Origin of the sequence: Pseudomonas sp. Larv2_ips (assembly GCF_963879675.1) — a bacterium.
Taxonomy (GTDB): domain Bacteria; phylum Pseudomonadota; class Gammaproteobacteria; order Pseudomonadales; family Pseudomonadaceae; genus Aquipseudomonas.
Window position 1 is genome coordinate 39,438 of sequence record NZ_CAWOAW010000001.1, and the last position, 22,888, is coordinate 62,325.

Annotated in this window: 16 protein-coding genes and 1 tRNA gene; 2 read left to right on the forward strand and 15 right to left on the reverse strand. The window is 53.6% G+C overall.

Going from position 1 to position 22,888, the window contains the following annotated elements; translation table 11 throughout:
• The 5 genes from pgeF to AACV02_RS00190 form a co-directional block, all read right to left on the reverse strand.
• The coding region (pgeF, locus tag AACV02_RS00170; protein WP_119736400.1) for a peptidoglycan editing factor PgeF at positions 1-716 on the reverse strand (716 nt) is incomplete at its 3' end.
• A gap of 23 nt (positions 717-739) precedes the next feature.
• Positions 740-2,569: a gamma-glutamyltransferase gene (gene ggt, locus AACV02_RS00175; protein WP_119736402.1), complete on the reverse strand. Its 1,830-nt coding sequence runs from the start codon at positions 2,567-2,569 to the stop codon at positions 740-742.
• 36 nt (positions 2,570-2,605) lie between these two features.
• The gene (locus tag AACV02_RS00180) at positions 2,606-3,385 is read right to left on the reverse strand and encodes a PhzF family phenazine biosynthesis protein (protein ID WP_119736404.1); all 780 of its coding nucleotides are present in this window, start codon (positions 3,383-3,385) and stop codon (positions 2,606-2,608) included.
• Between the two features lie 95 nt (positions 3,386-3,480).
• Entirely contained in the window at positions 3,481-4,314 is an 834-nt protein-coding gene (locus AACV02_RS00185) for an EamA family transporter (protein WP_119736406.1), read from the reverse strand.
• A complete protein-coding gene (locus AACV02_RS00190; protein WP_256660643.1) occupies positions 4,314-4,877 on the reverse strand; it encodes a GNAT family N-acetyltransferase in 564 nt (187 codons plus the stop codon). Before AACV02_RS00190 ends, AACV02_RS00185 begins: the two co-directional genes overlap by 1 nt.
• Positions 4,878-7,024: 2,147 nt before the next feature.
• Between AACV02_RS00190 and AACV02_RS00195 the strand changes: the two genes are divergently transcribed.
• Positions 7,025-10,852, forward strand: coding sequence for an SIR2 family NAD-dependent protein deacylase (locus AACV02_RS00195; protein WP_119736413.1), 3,828 nt, complete (start codon positions 7,025-7,027; stop codon positions 10,850-10,852).
• A 270-nt stretch (positions 10,853-11,122) separates the two neighbouring features.
• Positions 11,123-13,258, forward strand: coding sequence for a KAP family NTPase (locus AACV02_RS00200; protein ID WP_157986801.1), 2,136 nt, complete (start codon positions 11,123-11,125; stop codon positions 13,256-13,258).
• A gap of 261 nt (positions 13,259-13,519) precedes the next feature.
• On the opposite strand, the gene AACV02_RS00205 is transcribed toward AACV02_RS00200, so the two are convergent.
• From AACV02_RS00205 to AACV02_RS00250, 10 genes are all read right to left on the reverse strand, one after another.
• Positions 13,520-14,362, reverse strand: coding sequence for a chromosome segregation protein SMC (locus AACV02_RS00205; protein ID WP_119736417.1), 843 nt, complete (start codon positions 14,360-14,362; stop codon positions 13,520-13,522).
• A gap of 98 nt (positions 14,363-14,460) precedes the next feature.
• The gene (locus AACV02_RS00210; protein WP_119736420.1) at positions 14,461-17,349 is read right to left on the reverse strand and encodes a DUF927 domain-containing protein; all 2,889 of its coding nucleotides are present in this window, start codon (positions 17,347-17,349) and stop codon (positions 14,461-14,463) included.
• Entirely contained in the window at positions 17,346-17,618 is a 273-nt protein-coding gene (locus AACV02_RS00215; RefSeq protein ID WP_119736422.1) for a DUF3077 domain-containing protein, read from the reverse strand. The genes AACV02_RS00210 and AACV02_RS00215 overlap by 4 nt, the downstream gene beginning before the upstream one ends.
• Positions 17,615-17,899 (reverse strand): hypothetical protein, encoded by a 285-nt coding sequence (locus tag AACV02_RS00220; protein ID WP_003175982.1) that lies wholly within the window; start codon positions 17,897-17,899, stop codon positions 17,615-17,617. Before AACV02_RS00220 ends, AACV02_RS00215 begins: the two co-directional genes overlap by 4 nt.
• 529 nt (positions 17,900-18,428) lie before the next feature.
• On the reverse strand, positions 18,429-18,734 hold the full coding sequence (locus AACV02_RS00225; RefSeq protein WP_119736424.1) for a hypothetical protein: 306 nt from the start codon (positions 18,732-18,734) through the stop codon (positions 18,429-18,431).
• Positions 18,731-18,985: a helix-turn-helix transcriptional regulator gene (locus tag AACV02_RS00230; RefSeq protein WP_026078127.1), complete on the reverse strand. Its 255-nt coding sequence runs from the start codon at positions 18,983-18,985 to the stop codon at positions 18,731-18,733. Before AACV02_RS00230 ends, AACV02_RS00225 begins: the two co-directional genes overlap by 4 nt.
• Positions 18,986-19,067: 82 nt before the next feature.
• Positions 19,068-20,012 (reverse strand): hypothetical protein, encoded by a 945-nt coding sequence (locus AACV02_RS00235; protein ID WP_119736426.1) that lies wholly within the window; start codon positions 20,010-20,012, stop codon positions 19,068-19,070.
• Positions 20,013-20,258: 246 nt separating this feature from the next.
• Positions 20,259-21,500: a tyrosine-type recombinase/integrase gene (locus tag AACV02_RS00240; protein WP_119736428.1), complete on the reverse strand. Its 1,242-nt coding sequence runs from the start codon at positions 21,498-21,500 to the stop codon at positions 20,259-20,261.
• Between the two features lie 166 nt (positions 21,501-21,666).
• Positions 21,667-21,743 (reverse strand) — tRNA-Met (locus tag AACV02_RS00245).
• 441 nt (positions 21,744-22,184) lie between these two features.
• Positions 22,185-22,736, reverse strand: coding sequence for an RNA polymerase sigma factor (locus AACV02_RS00250; protein ID WP_106578536.1), 552 nt, complete (start codon positions 22,734-22,736; stop codon positions 22,185-22,187).
• Positions 22,737-22,888: the final 152 nt, after the last annotated feature.

Here is a 22,888-nt window from a genome sequence, read left to right on the forward strand (position 1 = left end):
TTGCGGGCGATCCACGAATAGATCAGCGTCTTTGGCTCCTCAGGGTGGTGAGTTCTCCTGCGGTAGCTGGCGAAGGTTGGTGATGTGCAATACGTGCACACGTCGCTGACGTCGATCTGCTCACGCTCAAGGCCCGCCGCTTGCAACAGCATCACCCCGTAACCACTCAAGTCGAACCACGCACTTCCCGCTTGCCGCGCGTGGGGCGGTGCAATCTGCGGTGACAGCCGCGGCGTCGGTTGCTCGAAGCACCATGGCGCCTGACCGTCACGCCACACGTGGCCCTGGCTCGCCTGAAATTGCGCGATAAACTCGGCGCTCACTTCATAACAACACGGCTTGATCGACGGCCCGATCGCCACCCGCAACTGGTCAACGGCAATGCCCTCGGCAGCCAATTGTTTCACCGCATTGGCGATGATCCCCCCTTGCAGACCCTTCCAGCCGCCATGCACGGCGGCAACCGGATCACCACTGTGTGCGGCGATAAGAATGGGCAGGCAGTCAGCGGTGATCACTGCAATTGGCGCAGACGCGTGCGTGAACACGCCGTCTGCCTCAATGGTATTGGCCACCTGTTCCGCCTGCCATTCGATCACCGAAGCACTGTGCACCTGCTTGCAGATGAACACCCCGTCCGGCCGCAATGGATCATTGATCGAACAAAAACCGTGGTCGACGCCGGGGATGGCGCCGAGATTGTTTGCCTGTTGCAAGGGGCTCTCTCCGCTCAATAAAGTCAGTCGCCGACCGCTTCGCCTTCGCGCCGAGGGTCGGCGCCGCCGCTCAGCGACGCCTTACTCTGGGCGTCTGGCGTGCGAACGATGGCCTGCACGCCGCTGGTCATATCAATCTCGCTCAGTGCATGGCCTTTGTCCCTCAGCGCCTGCTTCAACTCGGGGCTGAACATCCCGGCCTCAAGCTCGGTGGCGCCGTTACGGCTACCAAAGTTGGGCAAGCTGATGGCCGCTTGCGGGTCGAGGTTCCAGTCGAGCATCGCCACCAGGGATTTACTCACATACTCGATGATCTGCGAACCGCCCGGCGATCCGACGGTGGCCAGCAACTCGCCGCTCTTGCGGTCGAACACCAGCGTCGGCGCCATGGCCGAGCGCGGGCGTTTGCCCGGCTCGACACGGTTGGCCACTGGCTGGCCGTTTTCTTCGGGGATGAACGAGAAGTCAGTCATCTGGTTGTTCAGCAAAAAGCCCTGAACCATCACGTGCGAACCAAACGCCGCTTCCACCGTGGTGGTCATCGACACGGCGCCGCCCAGGTCATCCACCGCCACCACTTGCGAGGTCGAGATGCGCAAGGGCGAGCGGTCCGGCGCGTACGCCACCTGGATGCCCGCAGGCGTGCCTGGCTTGGCGATGCCCATGCTGCGGTCGCCGATCAGTGTGGCGCGTTGGGCCAGGTAGTCCGGGGCGATCAGGCCTGCGGTCGGCACCGGCACGAAGTCGGCGTCGGCCACGTACAACCCACGGTCGGCGAAGGCCAGGCGACCGGCTTCGGCCAGCAGGTGCACGGCTTCAGGTGTGGGCTCAAGGCCGGCAGGCGATGTGCTTTTGACCGGCTTCATCGGTGCGATGGCCAAGCGCGGGTCGCGGGTTTCCAATGCCTGCAACGTACCGAGGATCTGCGCGACAGCAATCCCGCCCGACGACGGCGGTGGCATGCCGCACACCTGATAGCGCTTGTAGTCGGTGCACAGTGGCGTGCGCTCCTTGGCGGTGTAGCCCTTGAGGTCCGCCTGCGACAGGCTGCCCGCGTTGCGGTTGCCCTGGACCTTGCGTGCGATCTCATCGGCAATCGGCCCTTGGTACAACGCGTCCGGCCCTTCCTTGGCGATGCGCTTGAACACGTTGGCCAACGCCGGGTTTTTCAACAGCGTGCCGGCAGCTTTGGGCGTGCCGTCGGCATTCAGAAAATACGCCGCCATCTCGGGCGATTGCGCGATGTAACGGTCGGCAGCGATCAGCGCGTGCAGGCGCGGGGAAATCGCGAAGCCTTGCTCGGACAGCCGAATCGCCGGTTCAAACAGCTTGGCCCATTGCAGGTGGCCGGTCTTTTTGTGTGCCATCTCCAGCGCGCGTAACACGCCTGGCGTGCCAACCGAACGCCCGCCAATCTGCGCCTCGGGAAATGCCATCGGCGTGCCGTCGGCTTTAAGGAACAAGCGTTCGGTAGCTCCCGCGGGCGCCGTCTCGCGGCCGTCATACGCGTGCACGGTTTTGCCGTCCCACAGCATGATGAACGCGCCGCCGCCGATGCCGGATGATTGCGGCTCCACCAGGGTCAACACGGCCTGCATCGCAATCGCCGCGTCGATGGCCGAGCCGCCCTGGCGCAGCATTTCGCGCCCGGCTTCGGCAGCCAGCGGGTTGGCGGCGGCGGCCATATGGCGCTCGGCGTGGCGGGTGGTGAGGTCGGTGCGATAACCCGAACCCAGCTCCGGCGCGGGCGGTTGTTCATTGACGGGGGTATGGCAGCCAGCCAGGGCGAGGGCGGCGGCAATCATTGACAGTTGACGGCGGGAAATCGAAAACACGCGCTGAACTCCGTTCATTTTGAGAATGATCTGTTGTCCTTGGGTTAAGGCTTTTTACAGGTATATCGTGCCTTGCAGGTAGAGCACCGCGTGGCCGGAGATAATCACGCGGTCGTCCTTGAGCTCGCAACGCAGTTGCCCACGGCGCTTGCCGCCTTGTTCGGCGGTCAACTGCGACTTACCCAAACGCTCGGCCCAGAAGGGCGCCAGCGAGGTGTGCGCCGAACCTGTGACCGGGTCTTCATTGACGCCCACGTTGGGGCCGAACCAACGGGATACAAAATCAAACCGCGTGCTTTTGGCCGTCACCGCAATCCCGCGTTTGGGCAGGCCCTTGAGGCGCGCGAAGTCCGGCGTCAGGGCGGCGACTTGAGCTTCGTCGTCGACCAGCACGAGGTAGTCGTCGGTGGCAAACACCTCGGCATGCTCAATCCCCAATGCGCTCAACATGCCGCTTGGCGGCTCGCAGCGCTGGGGCTGTTTGGCCGGGAAGTCCATCGCCAGTTCGTCGCCATTGCGCGTCACGCGAAGCTCGCCGCTGCGGGTGGCAAAGCGCAATACGTTCGGTGCATCCGCCAATTGATGAATCAGCACCCAGGCTGCGGCCAGCGTGGCATGGCCACACAGGTCCACTTCGACCTCCGGGGTGAACCAGCGCAACTCATAGAAATCGCCACGGGGTACGAAGTAGGCGGTTTCGGAGAGGTTGTTTTCAGCCGCGATATTCTGCAGTTGCTCGTCGGGCAGCCACTCGGTGAGCGGACAGACTGCCGCCGGGTTGCCGCCGAAGGGGTGTTGGCTGAAAGCATCGACTTGATAGATATCCAGTTTCATCGAGGGCACTCCGAGTAGGGAGGCTGGACACTAACAGTGGGTCTGTGAAGCGTCAAAATACAGATGCGGCGTTTTTTTGAGCGCATGAGTCTCGCTCATCCCAGGCGCAACACCATCGCCCCGGCGGCGATCACACACGCGGCCAGGATGCGCACGCGGGTCAGACGCTCTTTGAGCACCCAGGCCGAGATCACCACGCCAAACAGGATCGACGTTTCGCGCAGGGCCGACACGGTCGCGATGGGGGCTGCGGTCATGGCCCACAGCGCCAGGCCATACGAGGCGATCGTGCCCACACCACCGACGATGCCCAAGCGCCAGTTACGCGCGAGGTAATCACAGAACAGCGTGCGCCGCGAAGCTAACGCCCACGTCGCCAGCGGGACGCCGGTCAGCAGGAAAATCCACAGCGTGTAGGCCACAGGCGCACCGGACTTGCGCACGCCCAAGCCGTCGATAAGGGTGTAGCTGGCGATCACGCCGGCGTTGATCAGCGCCAGAACCAAGCCTTTTCTTGGCCCTGAAGAAGGCGCCAGGGCCATGCTCAATATGCCCAGTGAGATCACCGCAATGCCAAGCCAGGCGGAGGTCGAGAGCGGCTCGGCCAACACAAACACGCTCACCGTCGCCACCAGCAGCGGCGCTGTGCCGCGCATGATCGGGTAGGTCTGGCTCATGTCGGCAATGCGGTAAGTCGAGGCCACCAGCACGAAATACAGCACTTGGAGAATCACCGACCCGCCGATGAACGGCCAGCTCTCTCTTGCCGGCAGCGGCAGAAACGGGGTGGCGGCCAACGCGATCAACGAGGCGACGGAGGCGATCATGCAGGTGGTCAACAGCTTGTCGGCGCCGCCTTTGACCACGGCGTTCCAAGTGGCGTGGAGCGCGGCGCCCAAAAGGATGATGGCGAATACGCTGAGGCTCATCAGTCGCTCTCTGCGTGGTTGATCAGCGACGTCAACACGTGGTCCGCCCACACGCCGTTAATCTTGAGATAGGCCCGCGCTTGACCCTCGCGCTCAAACCCCAGCCGTTCCAGCAGGCGTGCACTGCGTGCATTTTCGGGGCGGTAGTTGGCCATGATTCGATGCAGTTTCATGGCATCGAACCCATAGGCAATTGCAGCCTTCAGCGCTTCGTGCATCAGCCCCTGGCCCTGAGCCGATTCGTCCAGCGCGTAGCCCAGGTGGCAGGCTTGAAACGCACCGCGCACGATGTGGGTGAAATTGCAGGCGCCGATGATCTGACCGTCGCGCTGTATCAGCAGGTGCAGCGCTTCGCCGCTGGCGGTCTTTTCGGCCATGGTTTCGAGGCGTTGAGTGATGGCGTCAAGTGCAAAGAAGTCATCGTCGCGCGTGGGTTCCCAGGGTTGCAGGTAAGCGCGGTTTTGCAGCAGGTAGGTGTGCAGGGCGCGAGCGTGAGACGGCTGGGCGGCTTGCAGTATCAGCCGTTCGGTGGCAATGCCGTGGGTGGGGAAGTGCGTGTTCACCAATCGCCTCCTTGTGGTTGGGGGCGAGTATGCCTGAGGGCTTTTATTCAGGCATAAAAAAACGGCTTACCTTTCGGTAAGCCGTTTTTAGTACTTGGTGGTACACAGTCATTTGAACTAGATCTTCAACTATCTGGTTTTAAAGGGTTTTATTCGTTGCTAGCGAGTTAGGCATACACATGGGCATACACGCCCGTGATTGTTGCCCCTTTCGGAAGCATCAATCGCAATCGCCAGCAGAAGACGTGCATTCATGTTGTATGGCAATCATGGCAACAAAAGTAGCACCCATTGATCCTACTGTTTAGCCAATGCCGCTTGGCATCCGCCAACGCTTCTCTACAGGTCGAATGGAAACCTAGGTCTATTTGATTGACGGGTAAAGGCATGAACTTACACCCAGCTGTATCGTTGTGGATCTCGTAATCGCCGTTGGTTTGGGGACGCTTATTGATGATGAATTTAGGCATTGCTAGTAACTCGCTTCTGCGTGGACGTTTACCAAAAGTCACCCCCAGGTAACGCTCGCTGATCAGTAAGGCGTGCTGCTTTCCGCTCCAGAGTAGCTGGCACAAAGGCTATTGCAATTCGGTCTTTAGGTTTTTCTATTCACATGTAACAGCTTTCCGCCACGCGACGTTATCCAAGGGGCGTATGCCTTCGTTAACTAAGTCATTCCCGACGGGATAAACAGGCAAAAAATCGCTGGGGACCCTGAGCTTTTTCTCATACCACGGGGCATGAAACCCGCGGGATCGAGTTAGTGGGAGGCGTTTGAAGTTACTGAAATTTCAATCGTTGAAATTGAAAGGATTTTGAAGAAAAGAGGGTATCGTTACCGGACCGGTAACAGTGCTCTCGAATCGCTCAAACGGTAGGGCAAATGCACAGGTGAACTGGAGTTCACCTGGCTCACCTGTTCACTATGCTGCGTGACTTTCCGCTAACACGATTTGGCGGGTTTCCGACCCGTGCCAAACCGAAATGTGCAGGGCACCCCGACCGTATCGATTAGAAGAGTATCATCGATCTCCCCTCGCTGGAGGTCCAGTTACCAATGGGGCTCAGGGGTTACCCTCATAAAACCACGTTACGGGTGTTACACTCGTTACGAATAATTATAAATTGTTGATTTATAAAGGTTTTATGGCCGTTACACATTCCTATTATTTTGCTTCACGTGCGTGTTACACGTTCATTCGGTGTTACTCCTAAAATGCTCCATTGGATCGGTACAGACGCTCTTTGGAGTGACGCCATATGACCTCTCAAGAACAAATGTTTTCGAGCCGGTGCAGTTAATTGGACCGCCGAACAGGTGGATTACCAACGGGGATGCGAACCGTCTTCACCATAGGGAATAGATCACTGAGCGTGCGCCAGATTTGGTCGGTACATTGCAATTGGCCTTTAAACGCTCGCCTATCACAGACCTACTTTGAACCCAGCAGCCCTATCGCATCGGCAAATCGTCCTACAGCCTTCAGACGCATCCAAGTACACGATTGCTCATTGCGGGAGCATAACGGCATTGTGCGCGATGTTGTTCCGCCCAGTTCCCCGATAGCGTGCGCATACCGCCATCCGCCGTTAACCCTGCCCATCACTGCGTCCCGCGCAGTGCGTTGGCTGATCATGGATTTCATTGAGTTTGTTTGGATCGGCGACCCTTTCATGGCGCCCGCGCATGGCGGGGTGTGCTGGCCGCTTTCTCCGAATGATTCAAAGGTTTTTCCATCTTTCCAGCTCGAAATTGACCAAGCCTAACAGGGGTATGCATCTAGTGTGCTCACGCGTGGAGCGCTGATGTGAGCGTGCGCGTGGCTCTAGCTTGTCTGAAGAGCGCAGAACCACTCTAAGTAGCTAGTGGAGGTGTGCCGAGGGGTTTGAATTGCGCAAGAAGAAAGCCCCTTTCAAAAGCTATGAGGCGTTCCGAAAATAAAGGCTAATGTGTGATATTGATTTGCCATCCGAGCCTTTCCCTGACTAGCATGGGTTATTGAGATTTGGATGCGGTAATTCCGGGCTGCTTGATAGCCATGACGGTTTGCCGTTGCGAATTTGAACTAAAAGTTTCGCCTTCATGCTAGGGCCTTCAACCTAAGGCATTCCTGACATCGACAAGATACGTTTTGAAGGATCAAACGATGAGTACTAACGATCAACTCCATATCTTACAGCTCCAGAAAGACTTATGGAGGTGGCCCCGCTCAAGATCTGCTGTGATGGTCGGTGCGGGCTTTAGCCTAAACTCCCAGCCCCTACCTGGAGTAGCGTCACGCTTTCCAACCTGGAGCGAACTTGTAAAGAAGATGTTTGACGAGCTTTACCCAATTGAGGCCAATGCTTCCGAGGATGATAAAAATTATAGAACGCAGCGTTTTCTAAGTGAGAATTATCTTCGGTTAGCAAGTAAGTATGAGGCTGCGTTCGGATACGCTCGATTGGACACCCTTATTCGAAAAATGAACCCTGATGATGATCACATTCCAGGACTGTTACACAGAAAATTATTGGCTTTACCTTGGAATGATATTTTTACTACAAATTACGATACTCTTTTAGAACGTACTGAAGATTTAGGTAGATCCTACCAGACAATTGCAAGTTTTGCCGAGCTTCCCGGATCTTTATCTCCGCGGATATTTAAATTGCATGGCTCATTTGCTAGTACTGGTCGTTTAGTTATAGCAGAAGAGCACTACAGGAAATACCCAAAGGACTCAGCACCCTTTGTAAATACAGTACAACAGTCCCTGCTCGAAAATAGTTTTGTTCTTCTTGGCTTTTCGGGTGATGATCCTAATTTTCTTGCATGGACGGGTTGGATTCGCGACGAATTACAAGATCGGCATTCTTCTATATATTTAGTTGGACCTTTAAATTTATCCAATACGGATCGCTTACTACTTAGTCGAAGGGGCGTCACTCCCATTGATTTATGTCCTATGTTTAGGCGAGACGAACATTACGAATCTATACTTTGGTTTCTCGAGTCGCTAGCCGAAGCTGCGCCTCAAAGGCCAGAAAATTGGCTTGAGCTTGAACCCAAAGTAAAAGTGATATCGGCAAAGCCGTTATCTCTCTCTGAGAAGAAAAGCGGCCCTCCTCTTCCCCAAAAAAATCATACATCTGAGTCGATCAGTGAAGAGCAGCTAAAGGCTTTAATGCAAGCTTGGGCTTATGAGAGATTGTCGTATCCTGGATGGGTCACCGCTCCAAAACAAAAACGCGATAGGTTGTGGAACGGGACCGTCTCTTGGTTAACGGAGCTAGTCAAAATACTTCCGAGCTTATCAGCAGTGGATAAATTGCTTTGCGTGCAAGAGTTAGTGTGGCGCTTTAACTTGTGTCTTATGCCGCTTTTTCAAGACTTTATAGCGATATTTGATGCCGACCTGGTAAAAATTTATGAAAACATTAAGAGTGACAGCTTTAAAAGTGAAAGATTGGAGAGTGAGATCTTTGGGAAGATATCACCTCAGAGGCTTATAAATTCATGGTTAGATGTTTCTCTGGATGTAATGCGGGAGGCTAGAGAAGTATATGATGACGTTCGGTGGAAAAAGCTATCCTCGATGATCAGTGAGGTTCTTGAGGCTAATCAGATTACATCTGATAGATTTATTTATGAAAAGTTATTAAATTCAGCTTGGAATGTGAGGTTGGACGAAGATCTTGAAGATCTTATTGCATGGCAACCGCGGGAAGGAGTGCCTCAGGCTCAGTTGTGGAAAGCAAGCCTTTTAGCTGAAGCTGGAGAAGTACAAGAGTCGAAGGTGCTACTTGAGGTAACGCTAAATGGAATACGTAAGAGTTCAAAAAATAAAGGCGATAATATTGAACTCATGTCGCTTGAAGGGTGGTGTACTTATCTCATCTGTTGTCTGAATAGGAGCTTTCACTATTTTGACAGCTCTGAGTTTGGACAGCGATGGCAAGAGCTTAAAGCTTGGGATTGCAACCCATGGGAGATACAGAAGGAGCTAGAAAACTCCTTGGCGGAGATGTCTGTTCATCCGAGTCCAACAGGGAAGGTTCGTAAAGCAGGATTTGATCCAAGGGTAGTTCATCACTCAATACGCTTCAGTGGGGGCGTGGCAGGCACTGCAAGGCCTGCTTTTTCTTATCTGAGACATTTTGAGCATGTTGGTGTGCCAATGTATTGTCATGGAATAAATTTTGTTGGAGGATATTTAGAAAAAGCGGTTCAAATTATACAGCCTTACATAAGTTTCTGGAGTCCGGCACTTATGATTAGGTCGCGTCAAATTAAAGAGCTTTCCGAAAATCCGGCATTTTTAGGCCGTACGCAAGTTGCGTCTCTTGACGTGGCGCTTGCTCGAAGGATTAACGCGTGGTGTTTAACTATATTTGAGCGCCATACAAAAAAGTATTATATCTCTAGGCATCAAGAGATTTTTGAGGATCGATTAGTGTCTGGCCTGCCTGAGGTGCTCTCTAGAGTGTCTTTCAAGTTGTCGTCGGATGAGCTGGATCACAATTTTAGGTTAGCGCTAAAGATATATTCAACGTTGGCAAATATTTCTGCTCCAGCTATTAACTCTGTATGTCATAAATGGCTCACCCGGATTTATGACGCTGCTGACGATAATCAACTTATGGGCTGGCTACCTGATTTGCTCAAAGCCCCATTCCGTGAGTTTGAAGGAAGCAAATCTAGAGATCGCTTCGGCTGGGTAGACCCCATGAGTCAACTTCCTGTGCAGCGGTTGCAGATAAAAGATCGAGGGATATCATCCTCGGAGTTGGATGAGTCTATTAGTTGGCTGTTTCGCAAGATATACAGTTTGGACGGAGATGCGCGAAGTTCGGCAATATGGCGATTAACTATGCTGAATTCTGCGGCGCTTTTAGATAGCGAGCACATAAAAAAACTACGTGAATTACTATGGATCAATGTTGAAAAATATGCGCTACCAGTTGATTTACATCCTTTCAATTATCTCCATCTTCCAAAAAGAAATGAGCGAACGTTTTTAGAGCTTTTTAAGAAGAATCTGCTCAATCAACCTTTGTTGAGTAGTTTGAGGGAGGAGGGCGGACGATTTGTATTGAGTTCTCAAGGCGAATTTCCGTCTGAACGCCTCAATAATATCGTTATGTCATCTAAGCCCCCGGTGCAACTCATAAACGAGGCGAATGGTTTGGTTGTCTGGAGTGAAGATGAGGTCTTTGAACTTTTTGAGGAATTAGTAAGCTGGTGGGATACTGTAAAAGAGGAAAGTTTGCGCTTTGATGAAGTCAGGTTCGACGGAGCACGATGCTTCGGGAATTTCGTGTTACGAGTTATTGGGACGTCAAACTTCGTATTGCCACGTGAGTTTTTACTCAGGGTTTATAGGTGGATTCTTGATGTCAGGAATTACAATATTTGTGCGGACACAGCTCTCTCTGCTTTTTATTTCATCCTGCCGGAAAAAGAGGATGAGATTAAAGAGTTATTGCAAAGTGATTTGAATAGCGGTGAAGAGATTAGAATTAAATGTGCGATTCGAGGTGTGCATAATCTTTATGCGCTTGCGCAATCTCTAGAGAAAAAAATCGACAACAAGCTTTTGATGCAGCTTATTTATCGAATAGTGTTTAGATCTGAAAGAGCTCTGCTCGACGCTGTCGAGAGAGTTAGTTTTTTGATTATGCAGTTTCCCAGCGTTTTTCAGGAGCGCGAAATCGAGTTGTTAGCGGAAAGCCTCGCCGTATGGGCTGAAACAATATCTCTACCTGTACATATTGAAGTTGTCGGGATCGAAGAGGTTTCCAGGCCTGACTTACAGGCAGCGGTTGGTACATTGGCGGGCACCATGTCTGCGTGGTCTTCGAAGAATAAAGGTGTATTTAAGCGGCATCCTGGAATCGATCTTTGGAAGGAAATTTGCGATGGCAGTTGTTTGCCAGAAGTGAAAAGATCATTTAGGTTAGGTGTACAGTATTCAATGAAGAAAAACCAATAATTTAGGTTGTTTTAGATTGTCTGACCTGGTTTTGTATAGGTATAAGGCATAGTCGGTGTGCCAGGGATAGGTTTTCGGAGGTAGATTCAGGCAGGGTAAATAGTCGTGTTTGAAGAAGTTTCTGATAGTTTTTTTTGGCTCTTAATGTGTTAGGTTTTAGGTGTTGTTGCCGTTTGAATTTTGTGTTCGCGAGTTATATGTTTAATGATTAAATGTTTTATAGTGGCGGCTAGTTGAGATGTTTTAATTTTTCTATGGGGACTGTTTAACTTGAGAGATATCGATCACACAGCTAGGCAAGATCGCGCCATTGAACACCCTAGTTCGGATGCATTAGAGCGAGGAGTGTTTGTAACAAGTTTGGTTAAAGCGTTAGTGCATACCGAGTATTCAATCGCTGGTGCTGTTGAATCACGCAGTTCTACGGGTTTTGTAGTTGGGCTTACGGGTGAGTGGGGATTAGGTAAGTCGAGCGTTCTTAATCTTGTCGCACGTGAGCTTCAGGGGTTAGATCATGTTGCAGTCGCCACTCTCAATCCCTGGCTCTTCAAGGGTCGGGATGAGTTAGTAGAAGCCTATTTTAATGTTTTAAGAGACGCGTTAGGAACTAGTCCTAGTGAAAAGGCGGGAGCTTTAGTTCGTCAGCTAGAGCGTTATAAAGCCTCAATAGAATATGTTGGGGTTACGACTGCTCGGCTTATTGATCTTGTTGCAGGTGGGGGGGGCGCTTCAGGATTTTTTAGTAAATGGTTCTTGAAACTTATCAATTCGATAGCAAAACCTCGAGAGTTATCTGCACGTCAGGAGCGGGAGAGTTTGGAGGCTAAGCTCGCAAGCGAAAAATTCGCTGTCGTGGTCTTAATTGATGAACTAGATCGTGTTGAAGATGAGGAAGTGCGAGCTGTTGCACAACTTATTAAAGCGGTTGGAGATATAAAGGGTATTTCTTATCTTGTCGCTTATGACCCGGAGAGGGTAGCTCAGGCTTTGGGTAGAGGTAGTAGCTATTTGGAGAGAAGAAGTTCCGGTGAGAGCTATCTAGAAAAAATTATTCAGTTTCCCATTCCTTTGCGGCGATTATTTGAGGACGACTCGCGAGACCTCTTGAAGCGTGCTATGCAAAGTAATGGTGTCGTGATTCCTGAAATTTTCTCTGCGTATCAATCCGAAATATTTAATCAGCTAATTATTACTTTACGAACTCCTCGCGAAATTAAGCGATTGGTTGGTGCGTACTCAGTGTTGGAAGAGATTGTGCGTGGTGAAATCTGTTGTTTCGATCTTTTGGCCTATAGTTGGATAGTTACTAAGGCTCCTGGTGTTCGTCAGATTATATCTGACAAGATTCAATGCTTTGTCAGTGATCCAAGCGCGGAAGAGCAAATCAGAAGGCAGCGCTGGCGACGAGAGCATGGGGATACTCATGAAACTTTAGTTGATCTATTGGGGCCATGTCCAGAGAGCTACATTGACATGTTGCGTCTAGTCTTTCCGAGATTTAGTGATGCTCCTGAATCTTCTGCCGGAGCGTCGCCTGGTGATAGGATATCGAAGCGTAGAAACCTCACTAGACTGCTTTATTTAGGAAATCCTCCCACGCAGCTTTCAAGGGCGCAGGTTGAAAGAATCTGGGCCATAGTAGACCAGGAAGAGTTGGTTGCTGAGCTAAGGTCTTTACAGCGTGCGAATCTTTTTGAAAGCCTACTAGACAGAGTTGCTGACCTATCGCATATGCTTCCCGAGAATGGTGATCAAGTTTTTTGGGGCGCACTCTCAAAAGTGTTAGCTCGTGATCATGATTGGATCGTAAACGAAGAGGTTGAGCGTGGGTATGTTGACGATACTGGTTCAATGCTTTGGCGACTAGCTCATTCTGGGAGAGGAGGGATTAGTCGTTTCAAAAATATTATGGAGTCGCTGATTGAAAGCGGAGATCTCTTAATCAGTCCGTTGCTTTTAAGGCGACATCTCTTTGCTTATGGGCTTACCCCTCATGAGCACCAGAACAGTGATCCAATATATGATTTGAATGAGACCATCGCATTGCGTGACCGGGAACTACCTCGATACCGAGTGGCTATTATGGATGGTATTGCACTTCGAAGGTTGCCGGATACTGAAGCAATGTACTGCATTATCAATAGTGAGCTTTGGGATGAGGAGCTTAAATCCAACTTCACTGATCAGTTGATAAGTCCAGACGCTATTTACTCTCTGGCGGCACTCATGGTTCCACCTGGCCTGATGTGTGGACGTGACACACTCGACATAATGTTTGATGCTGATGTGGTATCAGAGAGGGTAAGTCAACTGATTGATTGGTCTCAAATTGCAGATAATGAATGGCTTGCGGTTTGTATTCGTCGGCTAAATGGTGCTCTTACAAGCGGGAGATTTCGGGAATGATTTTCTCTAATTAGTTGTGGGGGTTCTTTTTTTGGGTTTTGACATTACTTTGGATTTAACAAAGTAATTCAGATGTTTTATTTATAAATATTTTAACTTGTTTCTATTGTTTTTCAGGGGGGGCTAGTATTCCGACTTTTTTAAGTTGTTCAGCTTTTCAATTGGTTGTGGAGCTCTATCAGAGAGCTATATTTAGTGTTTTATTGCTATGTGCTTAGACTGCGTCACAGCCTCTATTCGCTGCTGTGACGCGTATTTTTTCTATACTTCTAGCAGATCCTTTAAATCATAATTATGTGACCGATCTACAAGTTCTCGATAGGTCCAGCTTCCGAAGCGATCGCCCTGTTCCGGGATGTCCAACTTCAGCAGCGCAACCGGATCTCGATTAATTAGTCTTCGTGCAGCACACAACTTACCGCCGGTTTCCAGCAGTGCTTTCGCGGCCGCGTTCCACTTTTCTTCCAGCACCGTGTTCGCGAGATGCGCTGCTTTGTTCTCGATCTTGGCGTGTTCTTTTTGTGCCTCCGTGATGTGCAGGTCAATCGTCACCAGCTCCTGCTCCAGCGCCGTGATGAGCAGATGTTGGCGGCGGTGATGCTCAACCGCAGCCGTTAGGTTTTTGGCTGCCTTTTGAGCTCCCGCGCTAGCGGCTTTCTCGCCCTCCACATCGCCCCAGGCGACAGCCTGCGCATAAGCGGTGGCTGCGTCTGTCTCAGCTTGTCGAGCTTTTGCCATGTCTTCCTGATCGCTCTGGCGGACCTGCTGCAACCGGGTCTCGATGCTGCTGCGCTTTTCGTTGAGTTCCAATTCGTCGGCTTTCCAGGTCGCCATCGCGCTGATGTAACCCGCAGCCAAGCTTTCACGGTTCGCCAGTGCCTCAAGGCGATCTATCTTTTGATTCAGGAGGTGGATCTCGTGACCTCGCGAGTAGATGCGTCTTGTGTGATCGTTGATTTCATTCTGCACAGCCCGTTCATGGCCCTGCTGGATAACCTCTGGGCTTTCCAGCGCTTCTTCGAGCGGCGCCAGGTCGCGCTGAATGTTCTCCATTTCGAGGATGAGTGTGTCGCGGCGGTCTTTCATTTCTTGGATAGTGTTCATCTGTATTGTCTCTGGGTACTGCGGTTGATAGGGATGGTTGTCGAACGGCTGGCTAGGCCGGTAATGAGCCGGCGCTACCTCTTTCAGCAGGCATGCCGTCAAGCGGCCTTGGCCTCGCCTTCACCCGTTGCTGGAACGGTCTTCACCACGTAGCAGCGTTGAGGCCCTAACCCGGGTAGGCGAATCAAGCTGTACGCCTTTCCGTCGCTTCCCGGCTCGAGCACGCCCCGTTGCAGCAGCTCCTTGTTCACCGCACTGATATTCATACCCTTGAAGATTTCGGCCCTCCAGGCTTCCGGCAGTACGTAGTAGGTGTTGGTGGTGTGCAGGGCGTCGCCCATTCCGTGTTCCAACGTCTTGCGAAAGCCCAACCGATCAATCGTGCGTGGGCCATGTTCATCGATCTTGGCGGCGGCAGATTCCCAACGGGTGAAGCGGCTTTCTCCAAAGCGCTCGATGACCTGTCTCAGTCGCGCCAAAATCGCATCACCCTCGAAATTTCCGGCGCCGCCACGCTCGGCTAGCCACGCATGCAGACACACACGTGCGGCGGTCGTGGCTGTACCGTCCGGCCAGCCGGTGACGCCGAAGGCGGTAGCCAACTCTCCGGCCGCTGCGGCGAGGCCGAAGCGAAGGGCTGCACGCTGGGCCTGACCACTGGCCGAGGCGGGCAGGTTTTTGGTGATGAACTGCTCCACCGTGCGGCGCACGATCACTGACCATCTGAGCATTTCCCCTGGCGCGCACAGTGCGTGCAGGAAGGCGGTGAGGGGTGTGCCGTAGTATTTGGCGACACGGGCCTTGAGCGCATCGGAGAGTGCAGCAGCATCCTCAAAACCGTTCAGCACATCGAACATGCCGAGACCTTTGCTCGCATCGGCAGGCACGGCGAGCATGCGCACCTCCATACCCGCTTTCAGCTCCTTGTTGGCATCCGCCATGTGCTGCGCCAACGTCTTCTCGCCGGTCGAGAGAAACAGCAAGCGCCACTCCTGCACCTGTCGGCCCGCTTGTCCTCGATCATTCGCCCGGGCCTTGCCGGTGCCATTGCCGAGCATGTAGACCGTTTCGCCGATAATGCGCGGGTCGCACATGCCGATTTCATCCAGCACAAGGAGGCCGTCTGAGTGTGCTGCGGCGATGGACTCCAGTGCGTTATCTGTCGAGCGCCATGAACGCACCAGGCGCGGACCGCCATAGACCGAGGCGGCGACTTGCAGGTGGGTGGTCTTGCCCCCGGAACTGTCGCCATACAGGTGGAAGCCGCCCGACTCATGACCGAGCATATTCAACAGAGGCCCTGCAAAGGCCACAGAAACGACAAACGCCAGGCGGTGGTTACCCACGCACAGCGCGCCGATTTGCTGCTGCCATTGCTCCAGAGAACCCGCCTCGCTGATCGGTGGGAGCTGGGCACCGGCTTCATAAAAATGCAGGTGTTCGGCATGTGAGCCGATTTGCTGTTCGGGCAAAAGAAAGGCGTTGTCGTGCCAGCCCAAGCGCGTCACCAAGCGTGCGCGCTCGGCGCTGTCGAAACCGCCGAGATAGCTTTGTAGGTCGTTGCGGGCATTGCGCCCCGACCGACTTCCGGCCAGTCGCAGACCCATGTCTACCAGTGGCCCGAGTACATCTTTGCCGAAGTCGCCGGTCATGGTTCGGGCCGGAATGTTCCAACGTTTTTTGGCGCCGTCCGGGTCATCGAACTCGACCAACAAACCCCAGTTGTGGCCCTTGTCGTCGCGAGTGCGAGCGATGATTTCGAGAGGCGAACACACGGGGCGCGCCTCACCATCATCGCCGGAATAGAATACCCCTTCAGACGTCAGGCGAAAGCCGCCCGGCAACAGGTCATTTTTCGATTTCGCAGGGCGTTTGGCGGGTGCCTTGGTCGTTGGTTCTTGAGGCTCGGTGGGCTCAGCAACACTGCCGAAAAACTCGCCACTGCGCACCAGCTCGGCGACGTGGCCTGCGGTCCAGCCTTTGGCTAATGCATCCGCTGCATCGTCGCCGTCTGCCCATTTCCCGCCTTTGACGAGTGTCGGCTTGCCGCCTTTGCTGCTGGGCTTGAGCTTGAACACGTCGAGCGAGATTCGTTGTACTGACGCCGCGCCCAGCTCAATCAGCTTGATCTCGATGGCGTCCATGCAGGTCTTGCCGCTGACATCGTTATCCGGCCACAGAACCACAGCGCGCCCTTTGAGCGGCGTCAGGTCGGCCTTGTGCCAAGAGTTGGAGCCGTTCGGCCAGCAGGTGGCTACGTAGTTGGGCATCAGTTCAGCGGCGGCGTCAGCGGCCTTTTCGCCTTCACACAACACCGCTGGCGCATCGGCGCGCTGTGTCAGCTCATCCAGGCGCAGCAATGGCCGAGGCTCCGGCAATCCTTGCCAACGCCATTGTGTGGTTTGTCCATCGGAGCGCTTGCACCAGGTCAACGGCGCAAAGACTTTTCGCGGTTTGCCGTCTTCATCTGTGCTCAAGTCGAATCGATATAGCGGCATGACCGGTTGGCCCTGCACATCCCGATAGATCCACACCTTGGACGGGACACCGTGTTGCCGGTGTTTGGCTGGGCACCTGTTCATGGCCTCGGCCGGGATCGGTTGAATCGCAATCCACTCCGGCGTAGCGCTCTTGGGCGGTGCGCTTTTGGCAGTCGCAGAGCCAGCGGAAACACTGAGCAGATCCTCCAGCTTTTTGCAGGCCTCAACGACCGTGCCACCGTCGATGTACCGCACGAGGTCTATGAGGTCACCGCCCTTATCGCCTGTGGCAAAGTCCGCCCAGGTGCCCTTGATCAAATTGACCTTGAGTGAGCCTGCACGTTTGTCCGTGCGCGTCGGGTTCGGTGCGGTGTATTCCTTGCCGCCGTCGACGCGTTTGCCGTTTGGTAGCCAGCGAGCAAGTACGCGGTCGATGTTCTTCAGCGCAGCGCTTTTTACGTCGGCAAAGCTGGGGTGTTTTGAGGTGTTGCCGGTGCGCTGAGTCATGGCGTTGTCCTCGTTGCATACAGCGCGTCGTTGACGTCATCAATCAGCGCTTTTGCCATTTCGCCTAGGTAGAGAGCAGGCCAGCTGATCCGCTCGCCCTCGTTACTCATGGCTGCGTCGAGGGTCAGTTGATTGGCGTAGTACTGAAACAGCGATATGGCCTCGAGTGCGTCCTCGATAGGCACGCCTGCATTGACCCTAAACAGCTTTTGAGTACCGCTGGCAACGCATGAGAATTGCGCACGCCCGAGAGTGTTGGCAGTGTTCACAGGGCACCGCCTTTCTGACCCATTGGCACAGAGGAGGCATCACCGTACAAAGCGAGTGTTTTGATCAAGCCCAAGGTGCCGCGTACGTCCCAAATAACGGATGACAGCACGCGGTTGGAGAGCACGGGTTTATCGCCGTCTAAATGATCTTCCAGCAGCATCAGAACTGAATCGGCACGGTCGAGGGCGCAGGTGATGGCGTCGATGGGAATACCGGCTTCGGCGTCCTGGCTGACGCAGAGTAGGTCCTCGGGCAGTGAAAAACCTGGGAGCATGCTCATTGGGCACCCCCTGCGGCTTCCAGGGCGCGAGCTTTGGACATATGGGCGTTGTAGCGGGAGAGGCGTGTAGCGAGGCTGGAGTTGGCGTGTAAAGCGGCGAGAGCCATCGCTCGGTGAGCGGCGGCGCGAATTTTGGGCGGATTGATGGCGTGCATGTGTGGAGCTCCCATATCTTTTTGAGAGCTGCCACGATCCTTCCTACGGGATTGGGTGGCAGCTATGTGCGGGGTAGGAATACCGGAGATACAGGAACCCGGCCAGGCCGAAGCCTGCCCGCACACAGCCGCCATGACACTTGATTGCAGGCGAAAAAAAACGCCTGCAATTGTGAATTGGGCGCTGGTGCGCCTGTACCTTTGCGGGTTCCTACACCCGGTCGCTGAATTTGCAGCGACGGCCAGAGAGTAACGCCCGTTTTTGGAAAGTGCAACTGTGCAGGTGGCTTGCGGATTTTTTTGATGCGGCATAAATTGATCAGGCATGTAGATTTACCTCAACGCCTCCGGTTGCCGCCGGGGGCGTTTTCATTTCAGGCATGGACTTCCCAACGCAGGGAAACAAAGGGCAAGAAGTCGCTTTCGAGGCAGGCGCGTGCATCTTCGTAGGCGGCGATTTGTTGGCCTTCGTCGACGATGATTGCTTGAGGGACTTGGCACGGAACTGACAATGCGCACCAGATGCCATCTGCCCATCGCATCACCATCACGTCCCGGTTCAGGCTTTTTTGCTCTGTACGGTGGCGCTCAAAACGCTGCATACCGCGCGATGAGAAACCGACTTTTCTGAGTACAGAAAAGGGCTGCAAGATGGCCCTGTTGGCGACTCGGTTTTTCATGCTGCCACCTGATCGCGGGCAGCGATGCGTGCCCGTGTCCATGCCTGAACTTCCCCCAATACCCACGCAACCGGAGCGCTTCGGGCATTGCTGTTACTCAGCTTTACCGGCAACGGGAATCCGCTTTCAGGTTGACGCATCAGCTTGTAGATAGTTGGGCGTGCGAGCCCTACGATTGAAATGACCTCCGGCATGCGGATGAGGGTCATGGAGGGATCATGCGAGGGAATTGCTTTTAATACGGTAGTCATAGCGAGCTAACCCTTTGTTAATTGAGACAACGGGTCATACGCTACGCAGGGGAGGGAGAGTGGACTGTGTCCGCTCCCTTTTTTATTTCAGTGGTCTTAGGCCCAGAGCGGTCAAATGCTCTCGAATGGTTTTTTTTGTGCCGTGGCCCTTCCGTTCGGAAAGAATATTGGTCAGTTCAGCATCGGACAGACTTCGCATTTCAATTTTCCGACCGTTAATGATTTGCTCTGCAGCAGCTTTGATTTTTGCCCGCCTATCCATAGCCAAGGTCTGTATTGCGGAACTGGGGTTTCGGTTCCCATTACCTGCTTCCTGGCCCCTTCTCGTCGCCTTTGTCGACAAGGCATCGTCGAGAATTCGATGCATCAGGCTTGATGTGTTGAAGCCTTTTTTAAACACATCCATCTGCTCCACCTGGCGATAAAGACTCGCCATCAGCAGCGCCTGATTCGCCTCGCCTAGCAACGTCGCGAACTCTTCTCGTGCCCTGATCTCGTTTCCGCTGCTGCGGTCCCGCTCTTTTTCGATCAGGGCAAGGTACTGGCGGGGTGAGTCATGTTTCAGCTGCTCTATCAGGTCTGCATCAATGCCGTAAGTGGTGAGTTCAAGGTCGAATAGCCAATTTGCAAGCGTCTCCACAGCCTGCGTTCCCAGTACCAGGGAAAAGGTCGCCGCAAGCTGTGAGTCTGCTGCGGAATGACTCACCCCAAGAAACCGTCGAATGACACTGGGCAATGAGCCTGCCTCTGCATAACTGGCATGCTCGCTAATGGGATCGCGAAGTCGATAAAGGGTTCTTGTTACCGACTCTGCACACGGAGCGTAGGAGCCCTCCTCAAGCCAGAACGATGTGGCTGTGTTGATCAGATCGAAGGCATCTTTGAAGTGGTTGTTGAATTGCGGAAACAGCGCAAGACTGCGAACGGCTGCCTCGACGTCGTCCTGATCCCACACCAGGCACGTTATATCGAAGCCTGCGATTTCGAGTTCAAGCTCTTCTGCATCGATGCCCCGCTCAAAGTCCATTTAGATCTCCCCGCCGCCCCGACGCCGATAGGCTGTTACAGCGATTTTCGGCTGGAAGCGCCAATGCCAGCAGGGTTGCGGGCGTGGCCTTTCTGTAACGCGACTGCTCGATGTAACACGTGGTGCTCAGAAGTTTTTCAGTGCGTGTAACGCTAAATATATCCATTAAAAACAATGGGTTAAAGGTATGCGTAACACGCGTAACACCCGTAACACCATTTCTGAGGGGGTATAGTGCTAACGGCTTCACACGGCCTTCCAAAATTGACCTTGCACTACATTTCCGTTCTCTAGGGAATCAAGATGATCGGCGTACCATTGCATCATCTGTGTGCGTTGCTCAAGGTACTGAGCCTTGTTGTAAATCCCTCGAACACCTTGTGCTTTGTGGCTGAGTTGGGCCTCGATATGGTCAGCCGGATATCCGCGCTCGTTGAGGATCGTGCTGGCGATGTGGCGGAAGCCATGGCCGGTCTGGCGCCCTTCGTAACCAAGGCGTCTTAGTGCCATTAGGAATACGGTATCGCTGCGGGGTTTAGTGCGGTCGCTTCTACCGGGAAACAGGAGAGTGTAAGCGCCGGTGAGTTGCCGAAGCTCCAGTAGTGCTTCGATTGCTTGAGCGCATAGTGGCACCAGGTGCTCACGACCTTTCTTGCGACCCTTGCGTTCGACTGGAACGGTCCACAGCCTCTTGTCGAGATCGAACTCTATCCAATGTGCTTCTCGGAGTTCGCTGGGGCGTACAGCCATCAGGGTTAACAGCCTTAGGCCAAGCTGAACATCTTTGGCGTGGGGGTAGGAGCGTATCGCTCGGAGTAACCCTGGAAGCTCATCGGGAGAGACGTGGGCGTAGTTCTCTGCCTTTCCCGAGGACAGAAATTTATGCACACCCTCCAACGGATTGTTGACTGCTCTGCCGGTCACGCGAGCCAGGTCATAAATATCTTTGCAGTAAGCCCTCACACGGCTCATCTGTTCCAGAATCCCCTGACGTTCAAGCCCTCTCAATAGCTCCATCCACTCCATCGACATGATTGAGGTGTAGGGACGTTTACCGAACGAGGGGAATACATGGCGTTCAAGTGCGCCGAGTATCCTTTTGGCCGTACCAGCATCCCAGCCGCTCAGGCGAGACGTGTGCCACTCCCTAGCCAATGCTTCAAAGGTGTCGTTGGCCGCATCGATCTCGGCGGCTTGGCGAGCTTTCTTGGAGGTGATCGGGTTCTTACCTTCCGACGCGTCTGCGCGTAGATCAGCCGCTTTTTGCCGAGCGAAAGCGCCGCCTACTTCCGGGTAGCCGCCAAGACCAAGCCATGACCATTTGCCGTCTGGCTTCTTGTAGCGTAACTCCCAGGACTTTTGGCCGTTTGGCTTGACCCTGAAATACAGCCCTGGGCTGTCTAGTTCGCGGTATGCCCCGGCCTCAGGCTCCAGGCTGGAAAGTGTAGTGTCAGCGAGAGGGCGCCGCTTGATATCAGTGCGTTTCATCCTTGTATGCCTTCAGTTCAATTATTTATGAAGCATACACGTGGGCATACACGGAGGGGAAGGATAGGGGTAGATAGAGGTGGACAGCCAGAAACAAGAAAGCCCGCACTAGGCGGGCTTCTTGAGGTGATTCATAGACTGCTATAGACATCTATGGATCGGTACTTGGTGGCTACACAGGGACTTGAACCCCGGACCCCAGCATTATGAATGCTATGCTCTAACCAACTGAGCTATGTAGCCAAGTGGCGCGCATTATTCGCGTAGAACGGGAATGCGTCAAGCACTTTTATCGAAATTTTTTCTACGCTTTCAATTGTTTAACCGGAATCGCCAGCTCTGGCGACGAGTGGCTTGTCATTCGTCCGCCTGTCGGGCCGCGTGGGGCGCAGGCTTTCAATTGAGCGACCCTTCACCGTCGTGGTGATTTTCTGCAGATGCCATCCGGGGTCGATCGTGGCGTTGCAAGAGCGTGCCGCAGTCGAGAACGGTAGCGCAAGCGCTGAGCATCAGGTGGGAAAGGTAGGGCTGGACGTCTTCGCCGCTGAGGTTGTTATCGGCGCTGAGGCAGTCGGTAGGGGATGGGGTGTTCGGGCGGTTGGCGATCGCGTCGCGGTGAACGAGAGAAGCAAAATTCGGTTGGGCAGATATCCCTGCCGCCCAACAATTACCCTCTAGAGGGCCTTACGGTTGCGACGGGTTATGCGTGACGCGCTTGAGGTGTTCACGCGCGCGTGACAAGCGTGAGCGAACGGTGCCGATGGGTATGTCCAATACGTCGGCGGTGTCCTGGTAGCTGCCGTCGGTCTCCAGTGAGGCGTACAACGTCTTGCGCATTTCTGTGGGCAGGTGGTCGATGGCGGTCAGGGTTTTCTCCAGTCGGCGGTTGATCTCGAACTGCCAATCCAGGTTCTTGGTTTCCTCCTGCCCATGCCACAGCGACTCATCGAATTCGCAGTGCACAGGCTTGGCGTACAGGCGGCGGAAGTGGTTGCGTACCAGGTTCTGAGCAATCCCGCACATCCAGGTACTGAGGCTCGCCTGACCACTGAAGCGTTCCCTGTTGCGCCAGGCTTCCAGGTAAGTCAGTTGCAGTATGTCGTCTGCATCTTCGGGGTTGAGTACGCGTTTATGAATAAAACGCCGGAGTTTTTTCTGTTGGTCGTCCGTCAGTTGGAGCATGAATTGAGGCGAGCTGCCAACCAGGTGCGCTAAAGCTTCAATTGGGATATTCACGTTTTTTTCCTCAGGGTAGACGCTATCGAAATAAGTTCGATGGAAACCCCCTTAGCACTGGGTGTGCCAAATGGAAAAAGATCGCAACTAGCTGATTATTAAAGGTAAATATCTTGAAATGGAGAGATATTGCGCAGTAGTTTGCAAAAAGC